This window comes from Borborobacter arsenicus (assembly GCF_003934165.1).
Taxonomy (GTDB): Bacteria; Pseudomonadota; Alphaproteobacteria; order Rhizobiales; family Rhizobiaceae; genus Pseudaminobacter; species Pseudaminobacter arsenicus.
Genome location: NZ_ML133517.1, coordinates 1 through 21,358, shown reverse-complemented (window position 1 = coordinate 21,358; position 21,358 = coordinate 1). Strand labels below are relative to the sequence as shown.

Genomic DNA, 21,358 nt, shown 5'->3' with positions numbered 1-21,358 from the left:
CGGCCCGGAGGGAACGCGCTCCCACATAGCGCCGAAGTGACCGGAGGGCCGCAAGAGAGAAGCCCCGGTGCGTCAGCGCCGGGACCGCTTTTCCCATCTGGCCGGCTCGGGCAGGGGGGCTTCGCGCTTTTCGCGCAGTAGGGCTTTCATTTCTTCCATCGAAATACCCGGTCGGGAATCATCGGCCGCCACCTGTATGCGGCGCTTGAGTAGTTCCCGGCGCAGATCGGCATGGGGTGCCAGCTCCTTATGCTCGCCCAGGATCACGAACACGGCTTCGGACGGATCAAGGAACGTGTCCTGTTCGATCAGATCGAGCAGCCACAGGGCCAGCGACGGCGGCAGATAGGCTTCAAACCGCAAGCCGCCCTTGGCGGCCTGGTCACGGAGCTGCTTGGCCTGTTCAACGGCATGGGCCTTGTCGGCGGGATCGGGCCATTCGAGCGCATCGGTGTCGGTCATGGTTTCATCCTTTATGCTTGGTCGAACAGCCCCCGGAATTCTGCATCGGCGTAATAGGCGAGCTTGCCGGCGACGATCGGCCGTTGCCCGGCGAGGAACAGCAATTCGACATGCTGCAGCAGGTTGCGGACCTCATCGGGGGTCAGCAGCGGCCGGGCCGTGTGTTGCTCGCCATAGGAGAGGCCGGATTTTTCGGAATCGAGCGCCCGGCTCATGGTCTGGAACACCACGGTTTCCTGCCCGAGCAGATCGGAGACGAGGCGGGCGCTGTCGTGATCGTTGACACCGAACACCTGTAGGACGCCGGCGTTTGACAGGAAGGTTCCGGCGCGTTGCCCGTAGGTGGCGCGGAGCTGGTGAACGTCTTGCAGGATCGGCCAGAGCTGGACGCCATAGCCGGCCATGAGGCCCATTGCGCGCTCGACGGGGGCGAGGTGGCCGAGGGCGGCGAACTCATCCAGCAGGTAGAGGACCGGCACGGCCGGCTTGGCGGGGTCGCGCGCCATGTCGGTCAGGCTTTGCGCGACGAGCAGACGCAGCCAGCGGGAATAGGTGGCGAGGCGATCGGGCGGCAGGACGAGGAACACCGAGGCGTTGCGGCGCTTGAGATTGGCAAAGCGGAAATCGGATCGGCCGAGGACCGCGACCATGCGGGGGCTGTCGAGGAAATGGGTATGGCGCTGCGCGGCCGAGAGGACGCCGGCCGCTTCCCGGTCGGATTTGCCGAGGTGGCGGTTTGCGGCGCGGGCGATCAGGCCGCCGGCGGCCGTTGACGCCTGCATGTCCTTCAGGAGCGCCGCGAAGGCTTCAGGGGCGAGGGTGAGAGCTTCGCGCAGGGTAGCGAGGTTTCGCCTGTCGCGCGGCTCGCTGGCGGCAATATGGAGGATCAGGCCGGCAATGAGCGCCTTGGCTTCCTCGTTCCAATGCGCCTCGCCGGCCATGCCCGGTTCATCGAACACGAGGGCGTCGGCCAAGGTGCTTGCATCTTCCGCGACATCGAGGCCGGCCGGGTCGAGCTGGTCGAGAGGATTGAAGGCGGCCAAGGGCTGGCCGGTGACGCCGAAGGGGTCGAGGACGTGGACCGGGCCGAAGGTCTGGCGGGCGTGGCCGGCGATCTTGGCATTTTCGCCCTTGGGGTCGATGCAGATCACGGAGCGGTCGGCCGTGAGCAGGTTAGGGATGATGGTTCCCACCCCTTTGCCGGTGCGCGTCGGGGCCATCGTCAGCAGGTGGGCCGGGCCGTCATAGCGCAGGAGCTTTCCCGTTTTGCCGTCGCGGCCGATCAGCAGGCCGGAATCGGCGCGGGCAAGGGCGGCGGTTTCCTTGTCGGTGGCGAAGCGGGCCGAGCCGTGGGTTTCGCCGTCCATATCCCCGAAATGGATAATCAGCGGATTGGTGACGAGCCGGAAGGTGATCGCGGCCAGCACCAGCAGCGTGACGAGATCGAGCGCGATGAAGGGAACCGAGCCGGGGCCGAAGCCCATTTGTTCGAGGAAGAACCGGCCGCCGAAGCCGACCACGAACAGGGTTATGATGAGGATGAACAGAAGCCCGAGAAGCGGTTTCCAGATGCGGAAGGGCAGGGCGAGCAGGGATAGGAACGCCCATAGCGGATCACGCGCAGCCTGCCGCATCATGTTCTTGAACGCGGCCCAGGCTAACGTCGCCTGATTCATGAGGCGGCCCCCCCGGCGCTGTCTGTTGTCTCCCTGGCCGGCGCGTTGGCGATCAGATCGGCAAAGAGTTCCTTATCGCCAGGGCGCGTCAGGAAGTCGGGCAGCTCGCGCTTGAGCCATTCGCGGAGGCGTCGGGAAAATTCCTCATCCTTGCCGCTTTCGAGGCGATGCAGAACGAGCGCGCCGAGCAGCACCTTGCGGCGGGTATCGTTGGCGCGTTCCTGTTTGCCGAGCCGGGCCTTGAGCGTGGCGCGCTGCGCATCCAGCTCGGCCAACCGCTGTTCGATCGTCTTGCGCGCCATGTGTCATTTCCTTCTATCTAGCGGGGCGAGGGGCTGGTCCGCCCTTGAGGCGAACCATGATGATTTTCGGATTTTCGCCAATGCGCTCGACCTCGACAATGCCCGACGCCTCGACCAGATCGGAGAGACGGGGAAAGCCATAGTTGCGGGCGTCGAAATCCGGCGACTGTTTCGCCAGGTGCGCGCCGACGCGGGCCAGATTGGCGCGGCCGTCTTCGTCGGCCGAGGCGGTGACAGCTTTCGCCAGCATGTCGAGAGCAGCGCGATCGAGTGCCGCTTTCGCCGGTGCAGGCTTGGCGGCGGTCGCTTTAGGCGCGGCGACGGCTTCCGCTTCCTTCTGTTCCCCGGCCGTGTTGAGCACGTCGAAATAAACGAACTTGTCGCAAGCGGTGATGAAGGGGCGGGGCGTCTTGCGCTCCCCGAACCCATAGACGATGACGCCTTGCTCACGGATGCGTGCGGCCAGTCGGGCAAAGTCGCTATCACTTGAGACGATGCAGAAACCGGAGAAGCGGCCGGTATAGAGCAAGTCCATCGCGTCGATAATCATCGCGCCGTCAGTGGCGTTCTTCCCGGTCGTATAGGCGAACTGCTGGACCGGCTGAATCGAGTGTTCCAGCAGGCACTCTTTCCAGCCGTTGAGGTTCGGCTTGGTCCAATCGCCATAGATGCGCTTGACGCTGGCGGTGCCATAGTTGGCGATCTCGGCCAGCAGCCCGGTTATGATTTTCGGCGTGGCATTGTCGCCGTCGATCAGCAACGCAAGTGTTCCGGCACTGTCTATTGCCATCGGTCTGCACTCCCAATTTGAGCCGTAGACTATCCGATGCAAGCAGCGTCACCAAACACGATTATGCGCCACCTTGAATTTTCGGCGGTTTTGCAGCACAATCCGGGCCTCAGTTCATCGCATCGACCTTGCCGCAAGCGCCACACCGAGCGACGAAAGAGCGAAGCGATTGAGTTGAGAAGGGCGCACTTACGACTTGCTTCGCAAGTCAGTTACGCCGATCGCGGATCGGAGAAGGGCAGGCAGCGTTTGGCGATCTATCATGCGAGCATGAAGCCGGTATCGCGGGCCAGCGGCAGAAGTGCCGTTGCTTCTGCTGCCTATCGTGCCGGCGAGCGCCTGACGAACGAACGCGATGGCCTCACGCATGACTTCACCCGCAAGCAGGGCGTTGAGCATGTGGAAATCGTGTTGCCCGAGGGTGTGAGTGCGGAATGGGCGAAGGACCGCCAGGCGCTTTGGAACGCAGCGGAGTTTGCCGAAAATCGGAAAGACGCGCGTGTCGCTCGTGAAATCGAGATCGGGCTACCGCACGAGCTGACAGCCGAACAGCGGCTAAAGCTAACGCGGGCGTTCGCCCAGGATTTGGCGAACCGCTACGGCGGGGCGGTCGATTTCGCCATTCACCAGCCGCACGATGCAAGTGACGTTCGGAACCATCACGCGCACCTTTTGATGACGACGCGCCAGGTTGGAGAGGAAGGGCTTGGCGAGAAAACGCATATCGAGTGGAAGAATGTGCGTCTGTTGAATGAGGGGTTGCCCACGACACAAATGCAGCTCCGCGATATCAGACAGTCGTGGGAGCAACATGCGAACGAGCATTTGGCGATGGCCGGCCTCGATGTTCGGATCGATCATCGTTCGCATCAGGAGCGCGGCCTAGAGCTTGAGCCGACCGAGCACATGGGCGTGCATGCCGCGCAGATGCAGCGGCGCGGGCTGGACGTGTCGCGCACCCGGCTTGATGCGGAAGCTGCGCAGCGGAATGCAGAGCTGATCCGGGAAAAGCCGGAGCAGGTTCTCGCGATCGTCACGAACGAAAAGAGCGTGTTCGATCGGCACGACATTGCGCGGACGTTGCATCGCTACATCAACGACGACCCGCAGACGTTCCAGAACGCCTTTGCGACTGTCATGGCATCGCCTGCCCTGGTCGAGTTGCAGAGCGAGCGGACGGACCCCGAGACAGGCGAGATCGAGCTTGCGCGATATTCGACCCGCGAAATGGTCGAGATCGAATCCGGCATGGCGAAATCGGCAGACCGGATGCACGAGGCGCAGACCTATGGCGTCGATCGGCGGCATGTGGAACGGGCGATCGCGGCCCAGGACGCGGCTATTCGTCAAAGCGCTGGCGATCTTTCAGCACGGCTTTCGGACGAGCAGCGACGGGCGATCGAGCATATCACCGGGCATGAACAGATCGCGGCGGTTGTCGGCTATGCCGGCGCTGGCAAGAGCACGATGCTCGCCGCCGCGCGCGAGGCATGGGAGGCGCAGGGTTATACGGTTCACGGCGCGGCCTTGTCGGGCAAGGCGGCCGAGGGGTTGGAGGAAAGTTCCGGCATCCAGAGCCGCACGCTCGCGTCGTACGAATATCGTTGGCAGAACGACCGCGGCACACTCGGCCGCGGCGACGTGTTCGTCATCGACGAGGCCGGCATGATCGGAAGCCGGCAGCTCTCCCGCTTCGTCAACGAGGCCGAGGCGCGCGGCGCGAAGATCGTTCTTGTTGGCGATCATGAGCAGCTACAGGCGATCGGGGCCGGCGCACCGTTCCGCGCCATTGCCGAGCAGATCGGCCATGCCGAGCTTTCGGAGATTCGCCGGCAGCGCGTGGACTGGCAGCGGGAGGCGTCCGTTGACTTCGCCACACACCGGACGGCCGAGGGCTTGGCCGCCTACCGGGATCATGGCGACATTCGGCTCAGCACCACGCGGGAGGACGCGCGCGGCGAGATCGTGCGGGATTACCTTGCCGATCGCGACGAGCGGCCGGAGGGAACGCGGGTGGCGATGGCGCATCGCCGGGCCGATGTTCGGGCCATCAATGACGCGATCCGGGCCGAACTACAGGACCGGGGCGAGCTAGCGCGCAGCCACGGGCCGGGCGAGGGCGAGAACACCGGCGCGCTGACCTTCCAGACCAATGACGGCAAGCGCGAGTTCGCGCCGGGTGACCGTATCGTGTTCCTTGAGAACAATCGCGACCTTGGCGTCAAGAACGGAATGCTTGGCACGGTCGAGCATGTCGAGGCTGGCCGCATCGTCGCGCAGCTCGACGGCCCAGGCGGACAGGGCAGGGGTGACAGCATCAGCGTGCCGATGGACGATTATCGCGCCATCGACCACGGCTATGCGACGACGATTCACAAGAACCAAGGCGCGACGGTGGACCGCGCCTTTGTGATGGCGTCGGGCACGATGGACCGGCATCTGACCTATGTCGCCATGACGCGGCATCGCGGCGGCGCGCAGCTCTATGCCGGCCAGGACGAGTTCACCGACCGTCGCGCCGGCCGCCTGGTCGAGCATGGCGTTGCGCCTTACGAGCACAGGCAAGGGAATAGCCAGAGCTATTTCGTGACGCTGGAAAACGATCGCGGCCAGAAACACACGGTTTGGGGTGTGGACCTTGAGCGCGCCATGAAAGAGGCCGCGCCGGAGATCGGGAGCAAGATCGGCCTTGAGCATCGCGGATCGGAAACGGTTCGTCTGCCGGATGGCAGCACGGCCGAGCGCAATGCGTGGAAGGTGCAGGACGCCGGCGAGCTGGCCTATTCCCAACTTGAAAACCGGCTCAGCCGATCGGGCGCGAAGGAAACGACGCTCGATTACACCCGCGACTTTGCCGAGCGGCGCGGGATCGCGGAACAATTGGGCGTCCGCAGTGAGATCGAGCTCAATCCGGAGCGGGAGCCGACGCAGGAGCTAACCCGGGCCAGAGCTGGCCAAGCGCAGCGGCCGAGCATCGAGGCCGAAAAAAGGGGCGAGGATCCACGCCAAGTTTCCCGCGCGGAGGATCTCGCCCAGGATGGCGGCGGCGATCGGCAGCAGCGGCAGCGCCGCAACCTGTTCGAGGGCCTGAAACTCGGGCGCGGAGCAGCGGCCGAACGGCCGCAACAGGACCGCGCCGAGCCGGCCGAGGAAAGGCCGGAGAGGGCCGAGCGCCAGAAGCGGGGCATGTTCGACGGCCTCAAGCTCAATGCGGCTAGTGGCCCTTCCCAGGCGCGCGGAGAGGTATCGGCGGAGGCGCAGCCGGAAAGAGAACGGAGCGCGCGACCGGCGCCAGACCGGCAGACGGATCGGTTGCGGCGGCTGTCCGACATGGAGCGCGCCGTTGACCGCTATGCGCGGGCCTTCGAGGCGGCCGACAGGAATCTGCGCCAGGACCTGCCGATGTTGGAAGCGCAGAAACAGGAGTTGCGCCAAGCCGGCCAGCAGCTCGACCAGGCGCGACCGGGAACATCGGCGCTCATAGTATCCGCCTTGCAGCACGATCCGAAGACGCGGCGGGCGATGACCGAGCTTTCCGGCCGCGAGCGGGCCGGGCAACTCATCGCGGGGATGGATCGGGAGCGCGCCGCACTGGCGGACCCGAACGTCAGGGCCGACCGGTTCGTGAACCGTTGGCAGGAGCTACAGGGGCAGCGCCAGGAGCTTCGCGGCTGGCAGCATGACGATGCCCGTCAGAAGGTCGAGGGGCAAATGCGCAGCATGGCAAAGAGCCTTGAGCGTGACCCGCAGGCCGAATCGATCCTGCGCAACCGCAAGCAGGACCTCGGAATCGGCCATGTGCGGCAGAGCGAAAGCCTGGCCCGCGACATGGAGCGCAGTCTGACACGCGGCCGCAGCCAGAGCATGGGGATAGAACGATAGGAGACGCCATGACGGACGACGATAGGGAAGAAGGATTCGACCCGGAGGTATTGCCTGACGACGCCGGCGATCCGGCCGCCGCTTTCGAGGCGTTGCGGGAGACGGTCGAAGACCTCGCCGCCGACCTCGGCCGTGAAATGACGACGATCCGCAAGGGTGTGGAAGCGGCGTTCGAAGAGCTCGAGAAATTCCAGCAGCCGACCGACTATGGCCCCGACCTCGGCCGGATCGTCCAGCAGCTCGCCCAGGTCGGGGAGCGCCTGCAGGGCGTCGAACAGTCGCCCATTTTGCGCAATGGCCCGCAGCACTATGCGGCGGCGCTCGAGCGCAGCGGTGAGGGCCTGGTTCGCACAGCGGCGCAGCAGCTCGAGCGCCAGGCATCCGACCTCGAGCGTACCGCCAACAATCTCGCCCGTTATATTTCCGGAGCGCGTGCACGCCGGCAGCAGGATCAATGGCTTTGGGGTGCTGGCGCGGCCGGCCTGGTCGCTGGCGTGCTGCTCACGCTGTTTCTGCCGCGCGTGCTGCCGGGATCGGTCGATATGGCCGTTGCTGCGACCGTCATGGACGCCGATCGCTGGAACGCCGGAATCTCGCTGATGCAGTCAGGGAGCCCCGGAGGCTGGCGCGGCGTGGTCGATGCCAGCAACCTTGTACGCGCCAATCAGGAGGCGCTTGCGGCGTGCGCCGAGGCGGCCGCCAAGGCGAAGAAAGAACAACGTTGCACGGTCACAGTGGCAGTGCCTTCCGGTCAGGAACGATAAAAGGATAAGGGTTTGAAAAGTTTAGATCACCTTCGAGAGTTTTTCGAAACACAGCAGGTCAAAATCTATTTCGGCGCGGTCGTTCTGGCCGCAATAGTCGCCTTGCTTGTTCCGGGGACGACAGCGCTAGCTAGAGAGCGCCGTCAATCCGGCGCTCGCATTGATGCTGTTCGTCACCTTTCTACAGGTTCCCCTTGCCGACCTTGGGCGAGCCTTCGCGCGCGTCCGGTTCCTTGCGGCGCTGCTCGTTACAAATTTCGTGGTGGTGCCGATCCTCGTTGCCGGCCTTATTCAGTTTTTGCCGGCCGAACCGATGTTGCGGCTTGGCGTCCTGTTCGTGCTGCTTACGCCCTGCATCGACTACGTTGTGACGTTCTCGCACTTGGGCCGCGCCGACGCGCGGCTCCTTTTGGTGTCAACGCCGGCACTGCTCATCCTGCAAATGATGCTGTTGCCGGTCTATCGCGGGTTCTTTGCGGGCCGGAGCCCTCGGTAGCGAGCCGCCGCCCCAGGATCTTGCCGCGCGTATCCAGCAAATGAGTACCCTCGCGCAGGGTCAGCTTCGGCAAGTGCTCGCCGCATACGCCGATCGAGACGCGACGCGGGCAATGGCCATTCGGGACGCGGACGGCGAGATCGATCTCTTGAACACAGCGTTCTTCAAGGAATCGATAGACTACATCGCACGCCCATATCAGGACAGCGCCGGCACGGCGCATCTGCTCTTCTGTGCGAAGAATATCGAGCGGATCGGCGATCACGTGACCAACATATCCGAGAACGTTTATTACATCGTTACCGGAACGATTCCGGGGGAGGAGCGCACAAAGCTCGACACAAGCAGCACACTCCATCCGGGGTCTGTTCCGAACCCTGGAACATGAGGCGACAGGGAGAGATGGCCCGCCTCCTCATCACCCAAGACCCGGTGACCTTCTGTTGAGGCCGGGGGTGGCTTCTTGACCCACCAGATGGCTGTCGTGGTTGTGGAAGGAGAGGATCGCGCGCGCGTCGCGATCGCCTATGCGACGTCGCGGTCTGCTAGCGAATGAATTCTAGGAGCCGTATGGTCACGGACCGGCGCCCGGCGCAGTTTGGATGCGCGGATTCAGGCCCGGCGATTGTCGCAAATCTCCTCGCGAACCTAAGACTTTCACGAGTGCATAAGCCAGTCGGCCACCCGACGACCAGCCCAAGCTCCCAAAAGAAGCAGCACACTCGCGATTGCGATGTTACCAGCAGTGTACTGAACGCAGCGCGCGCCCAAGCTGACGGCGAGGAACACAGGGGGCATGAAGAATCCATAGAAGGGGGCAATCCAGAAGAACGCGATTCCGGCAAAGACTGAGATCTCGGCTTGGTCGCGCCGGATTTCCAAGGCACGCCCCAGGAAGCCCGCGGCGAAAGCAAGACAGCTTGGAATCAACGCGTTGAAGGGCACCTGCTGCTCCTGGCAAAAAAATCCGGCCGCCGCACCGCTCAGTCCCGCCGCGCTGACCAAGCCGACGCTTGCCCCCGAAAGGGCGATCGCCTGGCTGATGCCCGAGGCGCTCTCCCCGGGCGCCTGGCCCGTCAGGAACCGCGCGAGATTGCGGGCGGCCGGCTCGGGATCACGACCGAGCGCCACCATCACGCTCGACATGGCGATGGTCCCAAGGAGCGCGGTGAGCAGCACCGGTGCGCCGATGTTGTGAAGAACCGCCATCACGAGGAATGGGAGAGCCGGCGTGGCCGCCGTCACCAAGAACAGTCGCGTCGCTTGCATGAGACCCTTGCCAAGTTGAACAGCAGGCTCTATATCGTAATTCGACGATCAACGATAGAGCCGAAATCCTGATGCTCATTCCCGCCCAATACGCCGACCAGCCGGACGACGCGCTCACCTTGGCTGTCCTCGCCAAGGCGCTCGCGCATCCGGCCCGGATCGCCATTGTCCGCATGCTGGAGGCGCGGCAGACATGCGTCGGTTGCGACATCGTCGAAGAAATCGGGTTGGCGCAGTCTACGACCTCGGAGCACCTGCGGATCTTGAAAGCGGCCGGGATCATTACCGGCGAGATCGAGCGGCCGAGAGTCTGCTATTCGCTCAATCCAGTCGCACTCGCGCCGCTGCGGCGGTTCCTCGACGCGGTTGCGGGCCTCAGCAAGCCGCACCGCGAGTAGGGGATCAACCTATCCACTCTTGGAGCAGCGCAATTCGCTTTTCAACCCATTCATCGTTTTTCGACGATGGACGATAAACTATCGAAGGAGACACACCTGATGCGTAATCCCGAAATCAAGGTTTTCGATCCGGCCCTGTGCTGCAGCACCGGCGTGTGCGGCGTCGATGTCGATCAGCAGTTGGTGACCTTTGCGGCCGATCTGGAGTGGGCCAAGCAGCGGGGCGCCAGGATCGAACGGTTCAATCTGAGCCAGCAGCCGATGGCCTTCGTCAACAACGCCACTGTCAAGGCCTTCCTGGACCGTTCCGGGCAGGACGCGCTGCCGCTCGTTCTGGTTGATGGCGAGGTTGCGTTGGCGGGGCGCTATCCGCAGCGCGCCGAACTCGCCCGCTGGCTGGGAATCGCGTCGGAAGCACCGGCCTCGGTCCCGCCCGCGCCCGGCAGTTGCGCTCCACGCACCGGCTGCTGCTGAAGGAGGACATCATGAAGTTTCTTAGCGACGCACCGAAGTTCATTTTTTTCACCGGCAAGGGCGGCGTCGGCAAGACCTCGCTGTCCTGCGCGACGGCGATTCACTTTGCCGAAAAGGGCAAGCAGGTTCTGCTGGTCAGCACCGATCCGGCCTCCAACGTCGGTCAGGTGTTCGGCCGGACCATCGGCAACAAGATAACTGCAATCGACACCGTGCGTGGCCTATCGGCGCTCGAGATCGACCCGCAGGCGGCGGCGCAGCAATACCGCGACCGCGTGATCGAGCCGGTTCGCGCAGCACTCCCCGCTGATGTCATCAAGGGAATGGAAGAGCAACTGTCCGGGGCCTGTACCACGGAAATCGCCGCCTTCGACGAATTCACAGCGCTGCTGACGGATTCCGAACTGGTCGAACAATACGACCACATCGTGTTCGACACGGCGCCCACGGGTCACACCATCCGCCTGCTGCAATTGCCGGGCGCCTGGAGCGGCTTCATCGACAAGAACCCGGACGGCGCCTCATGCCTGGGGCCGCTGACCGGCCTGGACAAGCAGAGGCAGCGTTACGCGGAGGCCGTGCAGGCATTGTCCGATCCTGCTCGCACGCGCCTGGTCCTGGTCGCGCGTGCTCAGAAGTCCACCCTGGACGAAGTCGCGCGCACGCATGCGGAATTGGCCGAAATCGGCCTGTCCAAGCAGCACCTGGTTATCAACGGCGTCTTGCCGGCAGTCGAAGCCGAGCACGACATGCTGGCGGCTGCCGTCTATCGTCGCGAGCAGGCAGCCATCGCCGAGATACCGGCTGCGTTGCGCCAGTTGCCGCTCGACCAGTTGCCGCTCAAGGCTTTCAACATGGTCGGCGTCGAGGCGCTGAGACGTCTTTTCAACGCTGCGGACGATGCGGGCGCGGTCGCCCCGGAAATCCGCGCAACTCCAGCGAATCTACCCAGCCTCGCTGTGCTTGTCGATGAACTGGCCGCTAATGGCCACGGCCTCATCATGATGATGGGAAAGGGCGGCGTCGGCAAAACCACACTGGCGGCGGCCGTGGCCGTCGGGCTGGCCAAGCGCGGCTTGCCCGTGCATCTGACCACTTCCGATCCGGCCGCGCATCTGTCGGACACGCTGGCTGGATCGCTGGATAATTTGGAGGTCAGCCGCATCGATCCGCGCGCTGAGACCGAGCGCTATCGGCAGCATGTTCTCGCCACCAAGGGCCAAGACCTCGACGCTGAGGGCCGCGCGATGCTGGAAGAGGATCTGCGCTCGCCCTGCACCGAGGAGATTGCGGTGTTCCAGGCGTTCTCGCGCATCATCCGCGAGGCCGACAAGAAATTCGTGGTGATGGACACCGCGCCGACCGGTCACACGCTGCTGCTGCTCGACGCCACGGGGGCCTATCACCGGGAGGTCGCCCGCCACATGGAGGGCAAGGCGCATTACACCACGCCGATGATGCAGTTGCAGGATCCGGCGCGCACCAAGGTCATGGTCGTGACGCTGGCCGAGACCACCCCGGTCCTGGAGGCCGCGCGCTTGCAGGACGATCTGCGTCGCGCCGGGATCGAGCCATGGGCCTGGGTGATCAACAACAGCCTGGCTGCTGGCGAGACCGAGGCGCCTTTGCTGAAGCAGCGCGCCGGTCACGAACTGGCGCAGATCGAGGCCGTGCGTACAGAGCACGCCAAGCGCGTCGCTTTGGTGCCGGTCCAAACCGAAGAGCCGGTCGGGATCGAGAGATTGCTGAGCCTTCAGGCCGTCAGAGGATGATCTGGTTGGCCATCACTAAGTGATTGGAGAGCGATATGGCAAATATTGAACATTCCACTGAATTCCACCTGAGCTTTCGGGTGGCCGACCTTCAGGAAAGCACACTGTTCTATGAGAGTCTGTTAGGGGTGGCACCCAAGGACAAGACGGCTCGATTTTCAACGTTTATCGTGCCCCACCTATCCTTGAATTTGGTACTGCTGGTAAATGACAATGGTCGGCCACTGGACACTTACAGCCTATACCACATCGGCTTTGGATTACCTGACAAAGCGGCGGTGATTGATTGGTATGAACGGGCTAAGATTAATGGAGCGGAAATCGTCAAGCCGCCGCGTACCACTTGGCGAGGCACTCCGCTCCACGAGCTATGGCTGCGTGATCCCACAGGTTATGGCATCGAAGTTTACGCCCGGCTGACCCTTGAAGAGTTGGCGGAAATGCCGGCTGATCAGGAACCGGTCTATCTAGTGCCCGGCTCGCAGTGAGCGGCAGTCTTCCGCCAGGGCTGGCATCAGCACACCGTCCTTGGCTGCCGCGGCGCGTCAGCCTCACCATAATCAACCCATCGGAGTGACGTGCGCATGCGCATCCGAGACCTGATGACCTCCGACCCCGTCGTCGTGCATCCCGAAACTCCGGTCGAAGACATCGCCGGGCTGCTCCTCGCCCACCGCATCAACGGCGTGCCGGTGGTGGACGAGAACCGCCGCCTGCTCGGCGTCGTCACCGCAGCGGATCTGATCCACCGCGCAGCTGACGAACGGCTGGAGCCACGCGAGTCGCTTTGGAAAGAAAACTTCTGGATTTCCTTTCTTGGTCCCGAGGGCGCCCAGCCCGGCAAGGCCGAAGGCCGCACCGCGGCCGAGGTGATGACGCACGAGGTGCACAGCGTTGCGCCGGATGATCACCCATTGGTGGCGGCACGGCTGATGGCGGACTACGGCCTGACTTCGCTGCCCGTGATCGAGGCCGGCATGGTGATTGGCGTGGTCTCGCGCATCGACCTTCTACGGCGTCTGCACGAACTCGAAAACCCGTTGAAGAGAGAGAATTGACGTGCTGACTGCCCTGCTGATCTTCTTCGTTACCATCGTCCTTGTCATCTGGCAGCCGCGCGGCCTCGGCATCGGGTGGAGCGCGATTCTTGGCGCCGTTGTCGCCCTTGCTGCGGGTGTCGTGCATCTCAGCGATGTGCCCATTGTGTGGGACATCGTTTGGAATGCGACAGCCACTTTCATCGCTGTCATCATCATTAGCCTGCTCCTCGATGAGGCCGGGTTCTTCGAATGGGCAGCACTGCACGTCGCTCGGTGGGGCGGTGGCCGCGGCCGCTTGTTGTTTGCGCTCATCGTCTTGCTCGGCGCGGCAGTGGCAGCGTTGTTCGCCAACGACGGCGCCGCGCTGATCCTGACGCCCATTGTGATGGCAATGCTGCTGGCGCTGGGGTTCAGCGAGAAGGCAACACTCGCCTTCGTCATGGCCGCCGGTTTCATCGCCGATACGGCCAGTTTGCCGTTGGTGGTATCCAATCTGGTGAACATCGTCTCGGCCGATTTCTTCAAGATCGGCTTCAACGAATACGCCATGATCATGGTCCCGGTAAACTTCGCCGCGGTCGCCGCTACCTTGGCGGTGCTGTTGCTTTATTTCCGGCGGAGCATCCCCGCCCAATACGACGTGACCCAGCTTAAGCAACCGCGTGAGGCCATTCACGACGCGGCGACTTTCCGCGTCGGGTGGGTGGTGCTGGCACTGCTGCTGATCGGTTTCTTCGGTCTTGAACCCCTCGGCGTGCCGGTCAGTGCCGTCGCGGCCGTCGGCGCGTTGCTGCTTCTCGGCGTGGCGGCACGCGGTCATGTCATCAGCACCCGCGAAGTGTTGCGTGAAGCGCCATGGCAGATCGTGATCTTCTCGCTGGGCATGTATCTGGTGGTGTATGGCCTGCGCAACGCGGGCCTTACCGAGCAGATTGCCGCGCTCCTCGATGTTTTCGCCAAAGGTGGAGTGTGGGGAGCTGCGTTCGGCACTGGAATCCTCACGGCTCTCTTGTCTTCGGTCATGAACAACATGCCGACGGTGTTGGTAGGAGCCCTTTCTATCGATGCGTCAAGTGCAACCGGCGTGGTGAAGGAGGCCATGATCTACGCCAACGTGATCGGTAGTGACCTCGGCCCGAAAATCACGCCGATCGGCTCCCTGGCAACGCTGTTGTGGCTGCATGTATTGGCGCGCAAGGGCATGACCATCACTTGGGGTTACTACTTCAAGGTTGGTATCGTTCTGACCGTGCCGGTGCTTTTCGTCACGTTGGCTGCGCNAAGGTTGGTATCGTTCTGACCGTGCCGGTGCTTTTCGTCACGTTGGCTGCGCTGGCGCTGCGTCTCACCATTATCTGAGTTGGTTGGCGAGGCGGCCGGTGCGCGCACCACGCAAAATCGTGAAACAAGGCGATCAGGGACGCGTGACATGAGCTATGGGCCACCACGTGCCGAACCACGGCAAGAACGGCCATGCGACGTTGCAGTGGTCGGCGGTGGGTAGGCCGGCCTCGGCAGGCACCAATCTCGTTCGCGGCGGAAGGCCAATACCTGCCGTCCGGTCATGATGTTCTTGGAGGTTTGTTATGCAGTTACTCATCATCGGCGGCAGCGATGCCGGCATTAGCGCGGCGCTACGCGCCCACGAACTCGAGCCGGGTGCTGAAGTCACGCTCGTGCTGGCGGACGACTATCCCAACTTCAGCATCTGCGGACTGCCTTATTATCTCAGCGGAGAAACGCCTGATTGGCGCCAACTCGCTCATCGCACCGAGTTTCCCGGAATACGGATCTTGCGCGGGCATACGGCACGGTCGATCGACGCGCGGGGGAAAGCGGTTTTGGTCGAGCACGCGGGAACGGAGCAGACGATCCGGTATGATCGCCTGATCGTGGCAACGGGGGCGGCGCCGATGCGCCCCGAGCTGCCGGGAAGCGAGTTGGACGGTGTGTTCCTGCTGCACACGATGAATGACAGCTTCGCGGTTCACAAGCACCTGACGGAGCGGGAGCCGCGGACCGCGGTGCTCATCGGCGCCGGTTACATCGGGCTCGAGATGGCCGACGCGCTCACCCAGCGAGGTCTTGAGGTAACTCTGCTCAGTCGCACCGAAACGGTGCTTCCGACGGTGGACCCGGCGCTTGGCGTCCTGGTCGAGGACGAGCTGCGGCGGCATGGCGTGCGTGTCCTGACCGGCCTCAGCGCCACTCGGATCGAACAACAGTCCGGGGACAGCACGAGCCCGCGCTTGTTGGTGACGGACTCGGCGGGCACCCAGCACCCCGCGGATATGGTGATCCTGGCGGTTGGTGTGCGGCCGGCGAGCGATTTGGCCCGCCGAGCGGGCGCAGAACTCGGGGTGCGCGGCGCCATCGCCGTCACGCACCGGATGCAAACAAGCCTGCCCGATGTGCTCGCCGCCGGCGACTGCGTGGAGACCTATCATCGCCTCCTCGACCAGCCGGTCTATATTTCGCTCGGGACCATCGCTCACAAGCAGGGTCGGATAGCCGGCGAGAATGCTCTGGGTGGCGACCGGGAGTTCGCCGGCGCGCTCGGCACCCAGAGTCTCAAAGTTTTCGACCTTGCGATCGCCCGAACGGGCCTCATGGATCACGAAGCGCGGAACGGTGGTTTCGATCCGCTGACCGTGCCAATGGAAGCAAACGACCACAAGGCATACTACCCGGGCGCGGTGACTCTCCACATCCGCATGACCGGCGATCGCCAGACCGGCCGGCTGCTCGGCGCACAGATTCTCGGTCACCGAAAGGCGGAGATCTCCAAGCGGATCGACATCGTTGCGGCGGCGCTTTTTCAGAATGCGAGCGTCGAGCAGCTCAACGACATGGACCTCAGCTATACGCCACCGTTCAGCAGCCCGTGGGACCCGGTGCAGGTGGCTGCCCAGGCTTGGTCTGCCAGCCAGACGGCTTCCGGCAATAGGGGGCCGTATCAAGGGACGGGGGAGCCACTCTCGTCAACGAAGCGGGCATCGTCTCGGCCTGGATCCTGATGGCCACCATGTTCATCCGCGAACTGTCGGTGTCGGTCGTGCTCTCGCGTCCGGGCAGTGAGGTGCTGGCCGTGCGCATCCTCAACTTCGCCGACGACGGGCTGTGGGGAAAGCTGTCGGCGCTGGGCATCATCATGATCCTGCTGTCGACGGGGCTGGTGCTGGCGGCGACCTGGGCCGGCCGGAAGTTCAAGCGCGAATAGGACGCTGCCCGCTGCCGTGACCCGAATCCGGAATCATGGGCTGCTTCCCGGCGTCGCCGCCGGATGCCAGAGCCCGTCCTCTCCCCTTTCGAGAAGCGGGGTCGAGAAGCAGGCTCTCGTCCGCTCCGGCCAGCTTTCGCCGATCGCGCAAAGGGCTGGCCGCCAACGCTCGGATTGTAGCATCGCAGCGCCGACGACAATGGGGTCGATGTCTTTCGATCGAAGCAGCTTGAGCCCTGCCGTGATCGAGGCGCCGCTCGAGATCACGTCGTCCACCAGCGCCACGCGCCGGCCCTCGGCCAGCGGCAACATGCGCGGATCGATGTAGAGGGGCGTTGGTGCATGAATATGGATTATTGCGTACGATCGCTGTTCTACCGCTAAACATTGCTTCGTACAAACGCAAGAATTCGTCGTGAAGCTTAGGTGGAATGCAATAATCCACATTCATGCACCAACGCCTCACGGCGCACCAATCTGGTCAGATGGTGCAGGGAGCTAGCTGGTTGCCAGGGGATGGGCGCCTGGAGAAGCCACCCACGATGCGGGTCCGGTTGATCGTGGTCATATTGCGGCAAAATAATAAGATCAAGCCAGAAACCGAGCGGATCGGGCTATTAGAGAGGCTGTTGTCGCAAAACTCGTAAAACCTGCAACAGATCGGCCGCCCCCGGAAAATCAGGGCTTTTCGTGTCGCATGTCTTTGTCGCAAGTGGTAGAAAACTTGCGACATGATTTGCGACAGGGGGAAGCCGTGAGCAGCCGACCAGATTCCGACGCCGGCCGCGTGTTCATCGGCTATGCCCGCGTTTCGACTCGCGGCCAGGACCTCAATGCGCAGCGGGCCGCCCTGGGTGCGGCCGGCTGCGTCCGCATCTTCGAGGAAAAGGCTTCCGGGGCGAAGCGGGATCGGCCCGAGCTGGCGCGGATGCTCGACCATCTGCGTGCCGGCGACGTGGTGACGATCACCAGGCTAGACCGCCTCGCCCGATCGACCGGCGACCTTCTGGCGATCGCGGAGCGGATCAAGGAGGCCGGCGCTGGCCTGCGTTCGCTGGCCGAGCCGTGGGCCGATACCACGACGCCGGCGGGGCGCATGGTGTTGACCGTGTTCGCCGGCATCGCGGATTTCGAGCGCAGCTTGATCGTGGAGCGCACGAGCGCCGGCCGGATCGCGGCGAAAGCCCGAGGCGTGAAGTTCGGCCCCTCCCCTGCCCTGTCGGCCGAGCAGATCGCCCATGCCCGCCAGCTTATCCATGACGACAAGAAGCCGGTGGCGGAAGTCGCCCGGCTCTTGGGCGTGCATCGTGCCACGCTCTACCGGGCGCTTGAGAACGCATTGACGTGAATACGCATTGACGTAACCACGTTTAGTTGCCGGCCCTAGAAGTAGTGCCTTTCGCGGTTCCTTCCGCAAGGGATTGCAGAATCGGGCGAGTTCGTCCTTACTGCTAAGAATGAAGCGCGACTCGGAAAGGATTCGGAAGGACGTTGCCGCCCATCGGGCGCGGCAGCTTGCGGCCGGCCGTATCGCGCTGACCACGTATGTTCCGACTGATCTTCTCGCCCAAATCGACAAGATCAAGGAGCAGCGGGGCGTGCTTGGCCGCGCGCCGATCATCGAGGAAGCATTGAGGCTCTATATCGAAGCGAAGCAAGGGACATAACGGCAAAACGCCCGACCGCGCCAACGGTCGAGCGTTTTTGTAGGCCGTCAGACACACCGTAGAGACGGGGCCAAAGCTCTCCCCTTATCTACGCTACAGCACTCCAATCCGCAAGATTGATTCTTGCGGAAACAGGAAAGCCGTGCCTGCCGTCCGCGCCGTCATGTCCTTCAAATGGAAGGACGACAGGCATGTTGAGGACGCAGATCGCGGCCGCGATCGGCTGCGCGCGCGCAAGCGCGCTTGATGAGATCATGCGGGAGGTATGGACGCGCTACAGCGCCGGCCAGCTCACCGAGGAAGACGCCGGGCAGCTCTCCACGCTCGCCCATGAGCGCCGCGAGGCGTGGCGGGGATCGGGACAGGCCGGGCTTGGCCTGGTCATGCCCCCGGCCGAGCGATGCCCGACGCCAGTTCGCCGGCATAGTCATATCCGGGGCCGATCGGAGGGCCGGATATGGCGGCCGACGACGCGCAAGGACGTTCAGGCAATCTTGAAGGCGGCCGAAATCTACAATGAGGCCGGCTTGCACGAGAAGGGCGAGCGAAGCGGCCCGCTAGGATCGGTGGCGCTCGACGTGCTGCGGCTGTTCGTCAATCTCATAGACTTCCGCACCGGCCGGTTAGAGCCGTCAATCACCACGATCATGGATCGGCTAGGCCGGTCGCGCGATACGATCGTGCGGGCGCTGAAGAACCTGCGGGCGCATGGTTTCATCGACTGGCTGCGGCGCTACGAGCCGACCGGCAACGAGGGGCGCGGCCCACAGGTCCAGCAGACGAGCAACGCCTATCGCCTGTCCTTGCCGGAAAAGGCCCGTCAGTTTCTCGGCAGGTTCGGCAAGGCCCCGCCCCCGCCTGCTGATCATGGACAGGATCAGCAGGCATGGAGCGAGGCAATCGACGCCTACAAGACCACCCTGCCCCTCGATGAGCGGACGCAGCTCGACACCGGCGATAGCCCGCTCGGTAAGGCCCTCGTGATGCTGGCAAAGAGTGTGATGAAACGTGAGTCCGATAACCAGACTGAATCCCCATCTGATCTTTATCTAAGAGGGCAAACATAAGCGGTCGCCGCTGTTCGGGCTGCTTGCGCAGCCCTGCGGCGGTTCCGATCCGCGTATAAGGCGGATCGGGAGGCGGCACCCTCACAGCAAAACCGCCACGTTCGCGCCGGCGGCAACCGTCCTACGGGCTTTCGAGAGGGAGCGAGGGGCAAGGGCGGGGCTTAATATTTGCTGTATTGCCAGCAATAAGGCATTTAAGCAAAAATTCTTGCCGTCAATGCGGTTTGCTGCTATGCCAGCAATATGAAAACAATCGCCATAGTCAGCCAAAAAGGCGGGGCTGGAAAAACCACCCTCGCCTTGCACCTTGCTACGGCCGCCGAGGCGGCCGGGCTTCCCGCCGCTATCATCGACCTTGACCCCCAGGCAAGCGCCGCCGGATGGGGCGATAGCCGACAAGGTGAGGCCCCGGTTGTCGTCGCGCTTCCTCACACTCGTTTGCCGCAAGGCTTGCAGGCCGCGACCGATGGCGGGGCCGAGCTGGTCGTGATCGACACCGCGCCGCACTCGGAAGCGGCCGCAATGGCGGCAACGCGATCGTCCGACATGGTGTTGATCCCGTGCCGAGCCGGAATCCTCGATCTTCGCGCGATCGGAAGCACGGCCGAGCTGGTGAAACTCGCCCAAAAGCCGGCCTTTGTCGTTTTGAACGCCGTGCCGCCGCGTGCCACGCAGCTTCTGGCCGATGCGCGGGAAGCCGTTCAGGTTCACGGCTTGGAGGTTGCCCCCGTCGCCTTCCAGCAGCGGGCGGCTTTCGGACATGCGCTCACGGCCGGCAAAACCGCTCCGGAGTATGAGCCGGCCGGCAAAGCCAGCGAGGAAGTGTCCGAATTGCTGACCTGGCTTAGAGGCCAATTGCTGATTTGACGGCAAGCTGTATTGCCAGCAATAAGGCATAATGGTATTGCTGGCAAACTGGCAGTTTGATGGGATAAAACCATGTCGAAAAGACCGAGTTTAGCCGCGAGCATGAAGGCCGTGGGCGCGCAGACCACGCCGCCTGTTGCGCCTATCGCGGAATCCGCCCCCGCGCCGACCCCGGATCGTGCCGAGGGTAAGCGTTACCATGCCGCCACGCGGGCCGGAATGAAGCGGGTGACAGTCGTGGTCGAGCCGGAGGAACATCGCCGGGTTAAGCGGCTGTCAGCCGACACCGACCGCTCCATTGAAGACCTCATGCGCGAGGCGCTTGCTGACTTGCTGGCAAAACATAGTGCTTGATTGCCAGCAAAGCGGCGATGCGGTAAGGGCCTTGAAGTGTAACGCTATGTGTCATACATTCAGGGGCGAGGAAGTCGCGTGAGGGTTTTCAAAAACAGCCGGTTTCACAAGTTTGCCCGAAAGGAAAAAATCTCTGACGCGATGCTTTGTGAGGCTGTAGAGCGGGCTGAGCGCGGCCAGATCGACGCCGATCTAGGGGCCGGCCTTATCAAGCAACGAGTAGCGCGGCCCGGCGCTGGAAAGTCTGGCGGCTTCCGAACGCTGGTTTTCTTCCGCGCGGAGACGAGGGCGGTTTTCGCGTTCGGGTTTGCCAAGAGCGATATGGCGAACCTTGATGATGCGGAAGAAGCCTACTTGAAGAAGGCCGCAAAGCTGGTCTTGGGGTTTGCAGATGCGCAGATGGACGCGGAAGTTGCTGCGGGTCGAATGTTCGAGGTGAATTGCGATGAGCAAGACTTACAAGAGTGAAGCTCTGGCGGCCGTCCATGAGATGATGGAAGGCTTCTATGAGTCCGGCGCGATCGACAAGCAGACGATGCGCGAATTTGACGAGGGGTGTCTGACAACCGTTGAGCCGCTGACCCCCGAGGAAATCCGTTCTATTCGTGAGCGTGAGCGTATCTCGCAGCCTGTCTTTGCCCGCTATCTCAACGTGAGTAAGGGGCTGGTGTCAGATTGGGAACGTGGGGTGAAGAAGCCCGGCGGCCCGGCGCTGCGGCTGCTGACCGTTATTCAGAAAAGGGGCCTTGAGGCGATTGCCTGATTGCTGGCAAGTTGGCAAACAAGCAATTTGGCAAGTTGTCTGCCTGCATCCCGCCCCCGGCCGTCCCTACGGCCCTAGATGATGAGAGCGGGACG

General features: G+C 63.2%; 24 protein-coding genes, 2 pseudogenes and 1 other annotated feature. Of the genes and pseudogenes, 19 read left to right on the top strand and 7 right to left on the bottom strand.

The window, feature by feature from the left end:
- Positions 1 to 72: 72 nt before the first annotated feature.
- From EET67_RS07480 to EET67_RS07465, 4 genes are read right to left on the bottom strand one after another with little or no spacing between them, the layout of a single operon-like run.
- Positions 73 to 462, bottom strand: a complete 390-nt coding sequence (locus tag EET67_RS07480; RefSeq protein WP_128625550.1) for a hypothetical protein — start codon at positions 460 to 462, stop codon at positions 73 to 75.
- An 11-nt stretch (positions 463 to 473) separates the two neighbouring features.
- Positions 474 to 2,138, bottom strand: coding sequence for a type IV secretory system conjugative DNA transfer family protein (locus EET67_RS07475; protein ID WP_128625549.1), 1,665 nt, complete (start codon positions 2,136 to 2,138; stop codon positions 474 to 476).
- Positions 2,135 to 2,440 carry a hypothetical protein gene (locus EET67_RS07470; RefSeq protein WP_030092368.1) on the bottom strand — a complete coding sequence of 102 codons (306 nt, stop codon included), beginning with the start codon at positions 2,438 to 2,440 and terminating at the stop codon, positions 2,135 to 2,137. Before EET67_RS07470 ends, EET67_RS07475 begins: the two co-directional genes overlap by 4 nt.
- A 13-nt stretch (positions 2,441 to 2,453) precedes the next feature.
- Positions 2,454 to 3,230, bottom strand: coding sequence for an NYN domain-containing protein (locus EET67_RS07465; RefSeq protein WP_128625548.1), 777 nt, complete (start codon positions 3,228 to 3,230; stop codon positions 2,454 to 2,456).
- Positions 3,231 to 3,479: 249 nt separating this feature from the next.
- Here EET67_RS07465 and traA point away from each other — a divergent pair, with 249 nt between their 5' ends.
- From traA to EET67_RS07445, 4 genes are all read left to right on the top strand, one after another.
- Positions 3,480 to 7,112 carry a Ti-type conjugative transfer relaxase TraA gene (gene traA, locus EET67_RS07460; RefSeq protein WP_128625547.1) on the top strand — a complete coding sequence of 1,211 codons (3,633 nt, stop codon included), beginning with the start codon at positions 3,480 to 3,482 and terminating at the stop codon, positions 7,110 to 7,112.
- Positions 7,113 to 7,120: 8 nt separating this feature from the next.
- Entirely contained in the window at positions 7,121 to 7,876 is a 756-nt protein-coding gene (locus EET67_RS07455; protein ID WP_128625546.1) for a DUF6118 family protein, read from the top strand.
- A gap of 163 nt (positions 7,877 to 8,039) precedes the next feature.
- Positions 8,040 to 8,372, top strand: coding sequence for a bile acid:sodium symporter (locus EET67_RS07450; protein ID WP_245450777.1), 333 nt, complete (start codon positions 8,040 to 8,042; stop codon positions 8,370 to 8,372).
- Between the two features lie 40 nt (positions 8,373 to 8,412).
- Positions 8,413 to 8,760: a phosphate signaling complex PhoU family protein gene (locus tag EET67_RS07445; RefSeq protein WP_128625545.1), complete on the top strand. Its 348-nt coding sequence runs from the start codon at positions 8,413 to 8,415 to the stop codon at positions 8,758 to 8,760.
- Between the two features lie 269 nt (positions 8,761 to 9,029).
- Here the strand turns inward: EET67_RS07445 and EET67_RS07440 are convergent, their stop codons facing one another.
- A complete protein-coding gene (locus EET67_RS07440; protein ID WP_128625544.1) occupies positions 9,030 to 9,641 on the bottom strand; it encodes a hypothetical protein in 612 nt (203 codons plus the stop codon).
- Positions 9,642 to 9,712: 71 nt separating this feature from the next.
- Here EET67_RS07440 and EET67_RS07435 point away from each other — a divergent pair, with 71 nt between their 5' ends.
- From EET67_RS07435 to EET67_RS07400, 8 genes and pseudogenes are all read left to right on the top strand, one after another.
- Positions 9,713 to 10,039, top strand: a complete 327-nt coding sequence (locus EET67_RS07435) for an ArsR/SmtB family transcription factor (RefSeq protein WP_128625543.1) — start codon at positions 9,713 to 9,715, stop codon at positions 10,037 to 10,039.
- 99 nt (positions 10,040 to 10,138) lie between these two features.
- Entirely contained in the window at positions 10,139 to 10,513 is a 375-nt protein-coding gene (arsD, locus tag EET67_RS07430) for an arsenite efflux transporter metallochaperone ArsD (protein ID WP_128625542.1), read from the top strand.
- 11 nt (positions 10,514 to 10,524) lie between these two features.
- Positions 10,525 to 12,285 (top strand): arsenical pump-driving ATPase, encoded by a 1,761-nt coding sequence (gene arsA / locus EET67_RS07425; protein ID WP_128625541.1) that lies wholly within the window; start codon positions 10,525 to 10,527, stop codon positions 12,283 to 12,285.
- 35 nt (positions 12,286 to 12,320) lie between these two features.
- On the top strand, positions 12,321 to 12,773 hold the full coding sequence (locus EET67_RS07420) for a VOC family protein (RefSeq protein ID WP_128625540.1): 453 nt from the start codon (positions 12,321 to 12,323) through the stop codon (positions 12,771 to 12,773).
- A 96-nt stretch (positions 12,774 to 12,869) separates the two neighbouring features.
- Positions 12,870 to 13,343, top strand: a complete 474-nt coding sequence (locus tag EET67_RS07415; RefSeq protein WP_128625539.1) for a CBS domain-containing protein — start codon at positions 12,870 to 12,872, stop codon at positions 13,341 to 13,343.
- Between the two features lie 4 nt (positions 13,344 to 13,347).
- A pseudogene (locus tag EET67_RS07410) lies at positions 13,348 to 14,605 on the top strand (arsenic transporter); the annotation flags it as partial.
- Positions 14,606 to 14,911: 306 nt separating this feature from the next.
- The gene (locus tag EET67_RS07405; RefSeq protein WP_128625537.1) at positions 14,912 to 16,342 is read left to right on the top strand and encodes an FAD-dependent oxidoreductase; all 1,431 of its coding nucleotides are present in this window, start codon (positions 14,912 to 14,914) and stop codon (positions 16,340 to 16,342) included.
- Positions 16,342 to 16,545: a hypothetical protein gene (locus EET67_RS07400; protein WP_210211104.1), complete on the top strand. Its 204-nt coding sequence runs from the start codon at positions 16,342 to 16,344 to the stop codon at positions 16,543 to 16,545. Before EET67_RS07405 ends, EET67_RS07400 begins: the two co-directional genes overlap by 1 nt.
- Before the next feature lie 33 nt (positions 16,546 to 16,578).
- Here EET67_RS07400 and EET67_RS07395 read toward each other — a convergent pair.
- Positions 16,579 to 16,920: pseudogene (locus EET67_RS07395) on the bottom strand (type I phosphoribosyltransferase); the annotation flags it as partial.
- A gap of 128 nt (positions 16,921 to 17,048) precedes the next feature.
- Positions 17,049 to 17,100: a sequence feature (sul1 is cis-regulatory element that is thought to sense ions involved in sulfur or methionine metabolism; They are found in Alphaproteobacteria), on the bottom strand.
- A 232-nt stretch (positions 17,101 to 17,332) separates the two neighbouring features.
- Here EET67_RS07395 and EET67_RS07390 point away from each other — a divergent pair.
- The 3 genes from EET67_RS07390 (at position 17,333) to EET67_RS07380 (ending at position 19,279) form a co-directional block, all read left to right on the top strand.
- On the top strand, positions 17,333 to 17,893 hold the full coding sequence (locus EET67_RS07390; RefSeq protein ID WP_128625551.1) for a recombinase family protein: 561 nt from the start codon (positions 17,333 to 17,335) through the stop codon (positions 17,891 to 17,893).
- Positions 17,894 to 18,002: 109 nt separating this feature from the next.
- A complete protein-coding gene (locus tag EET67_RS07385) occupies positions 18,003 to 18,212 on the top strand; it encodes a ribbon-helix-helix protein, CopG family (protein ID WP_024899703.1) in 210 nt (69 codons plus the stop codon).
- 191 nt (positions 18,213 to 18,403) lie between these two features.
- Positions 18,404 to 19,279 (top strand): helix-turn-helix domain-containing protein, encoded by an 876-nt coding sequence (locus EET67_RS07380; protein WP_030092364.1) that lies wholly within the window; start codon positions 18,404 to 18,406, stop codon positions 19,277 to 19,279.
- A gap of 81 nt (positions 19,280 to 19,360) precedes the next feature.
- On the opposite strand, the gene EET67_RS26040 is transcribed toward EET67_RS07380, so the two are convergent.
- Positions 19,361 to 19,678 carry a hypothetical protein gene (locus EET67_RS26040; RefSeq protein WP_245450779.1) on the bottom strand — a complete coding sequence of 106 codons (318 nt, stop codon included), beginning with the start codon at positions 19,676 to 19,678 and terminating at the stop codon, positions 19,361 to 19,363.
- Between EET67_RS26040 and EET67_RS07375 the strand changes: the two genes are divergently transcribed.
- The 4 genes from EET67_RS07375 to EET67_RS07360 all read left to right on the top strand — a co-directional run bounded on the left by EET67_RS07375 (position 19,580) and on the right by EET67_RS07360 (position 21,263).
- Positions 19,580 to 20,146 carry a nucleotide-binding protein gene (locus tag EET67_RS07375; RefSeq protein WP_234055872.1) on the top strand — a complete coding sequence of 189 codons (567 nt, stop codon included), beginning with the start codon at positions 19,580 to 19,582 and terminating at the stop codon, positions 20,144 to 20,146. The two genes, EET67_RS26040 and EET67_RS07375, sit on opposite strands and share 99 nt — an antisense overlap.
- A 72-nt stretch (positions 20,147 to 20,218) precedes the next feature.
- Complete coding sequence (locus EET67_RS07370) at positions 20,219 to 20,500, top strand: ribbon-helix-helix domain-containing protein (RefSeq protein ID WP_037506114.1); 282 nt, start codon at positions 20,219 to 20,221, stop codon at positions 20,498 to 20,500.
- A 78-nt stretch (positions 20,501 to 20,578) separates the two neighbouring features.
- Positions 20,579 to 20,968, top strand: a complete 390-nt coding sequence (locus EET67_RS07365; protein ID WP_019200205.1) for a type II toxin-antitoxin system RelE/ParE family toxin — start codon at positions 20,579 to 20,581, stop codon at positions 20,966 to 20,968.
- Positions 20,946 to 21,263, top strand: coding sequence for a helix-turn-helix domain-containing protein (locus EET67_RS07360; protein ID WP_024899700.1), 318 nt, complete (start codon positions 20,946 to 20,948; stop codon positions 21,261 to 21,263). Before EET67_RS07365 ends, EET67_RS07360 begins: the two co-directional genes overlap by 23 nt.
- Positions 21,264 to 21,358 lie beyond the last annotated feature (95 nt).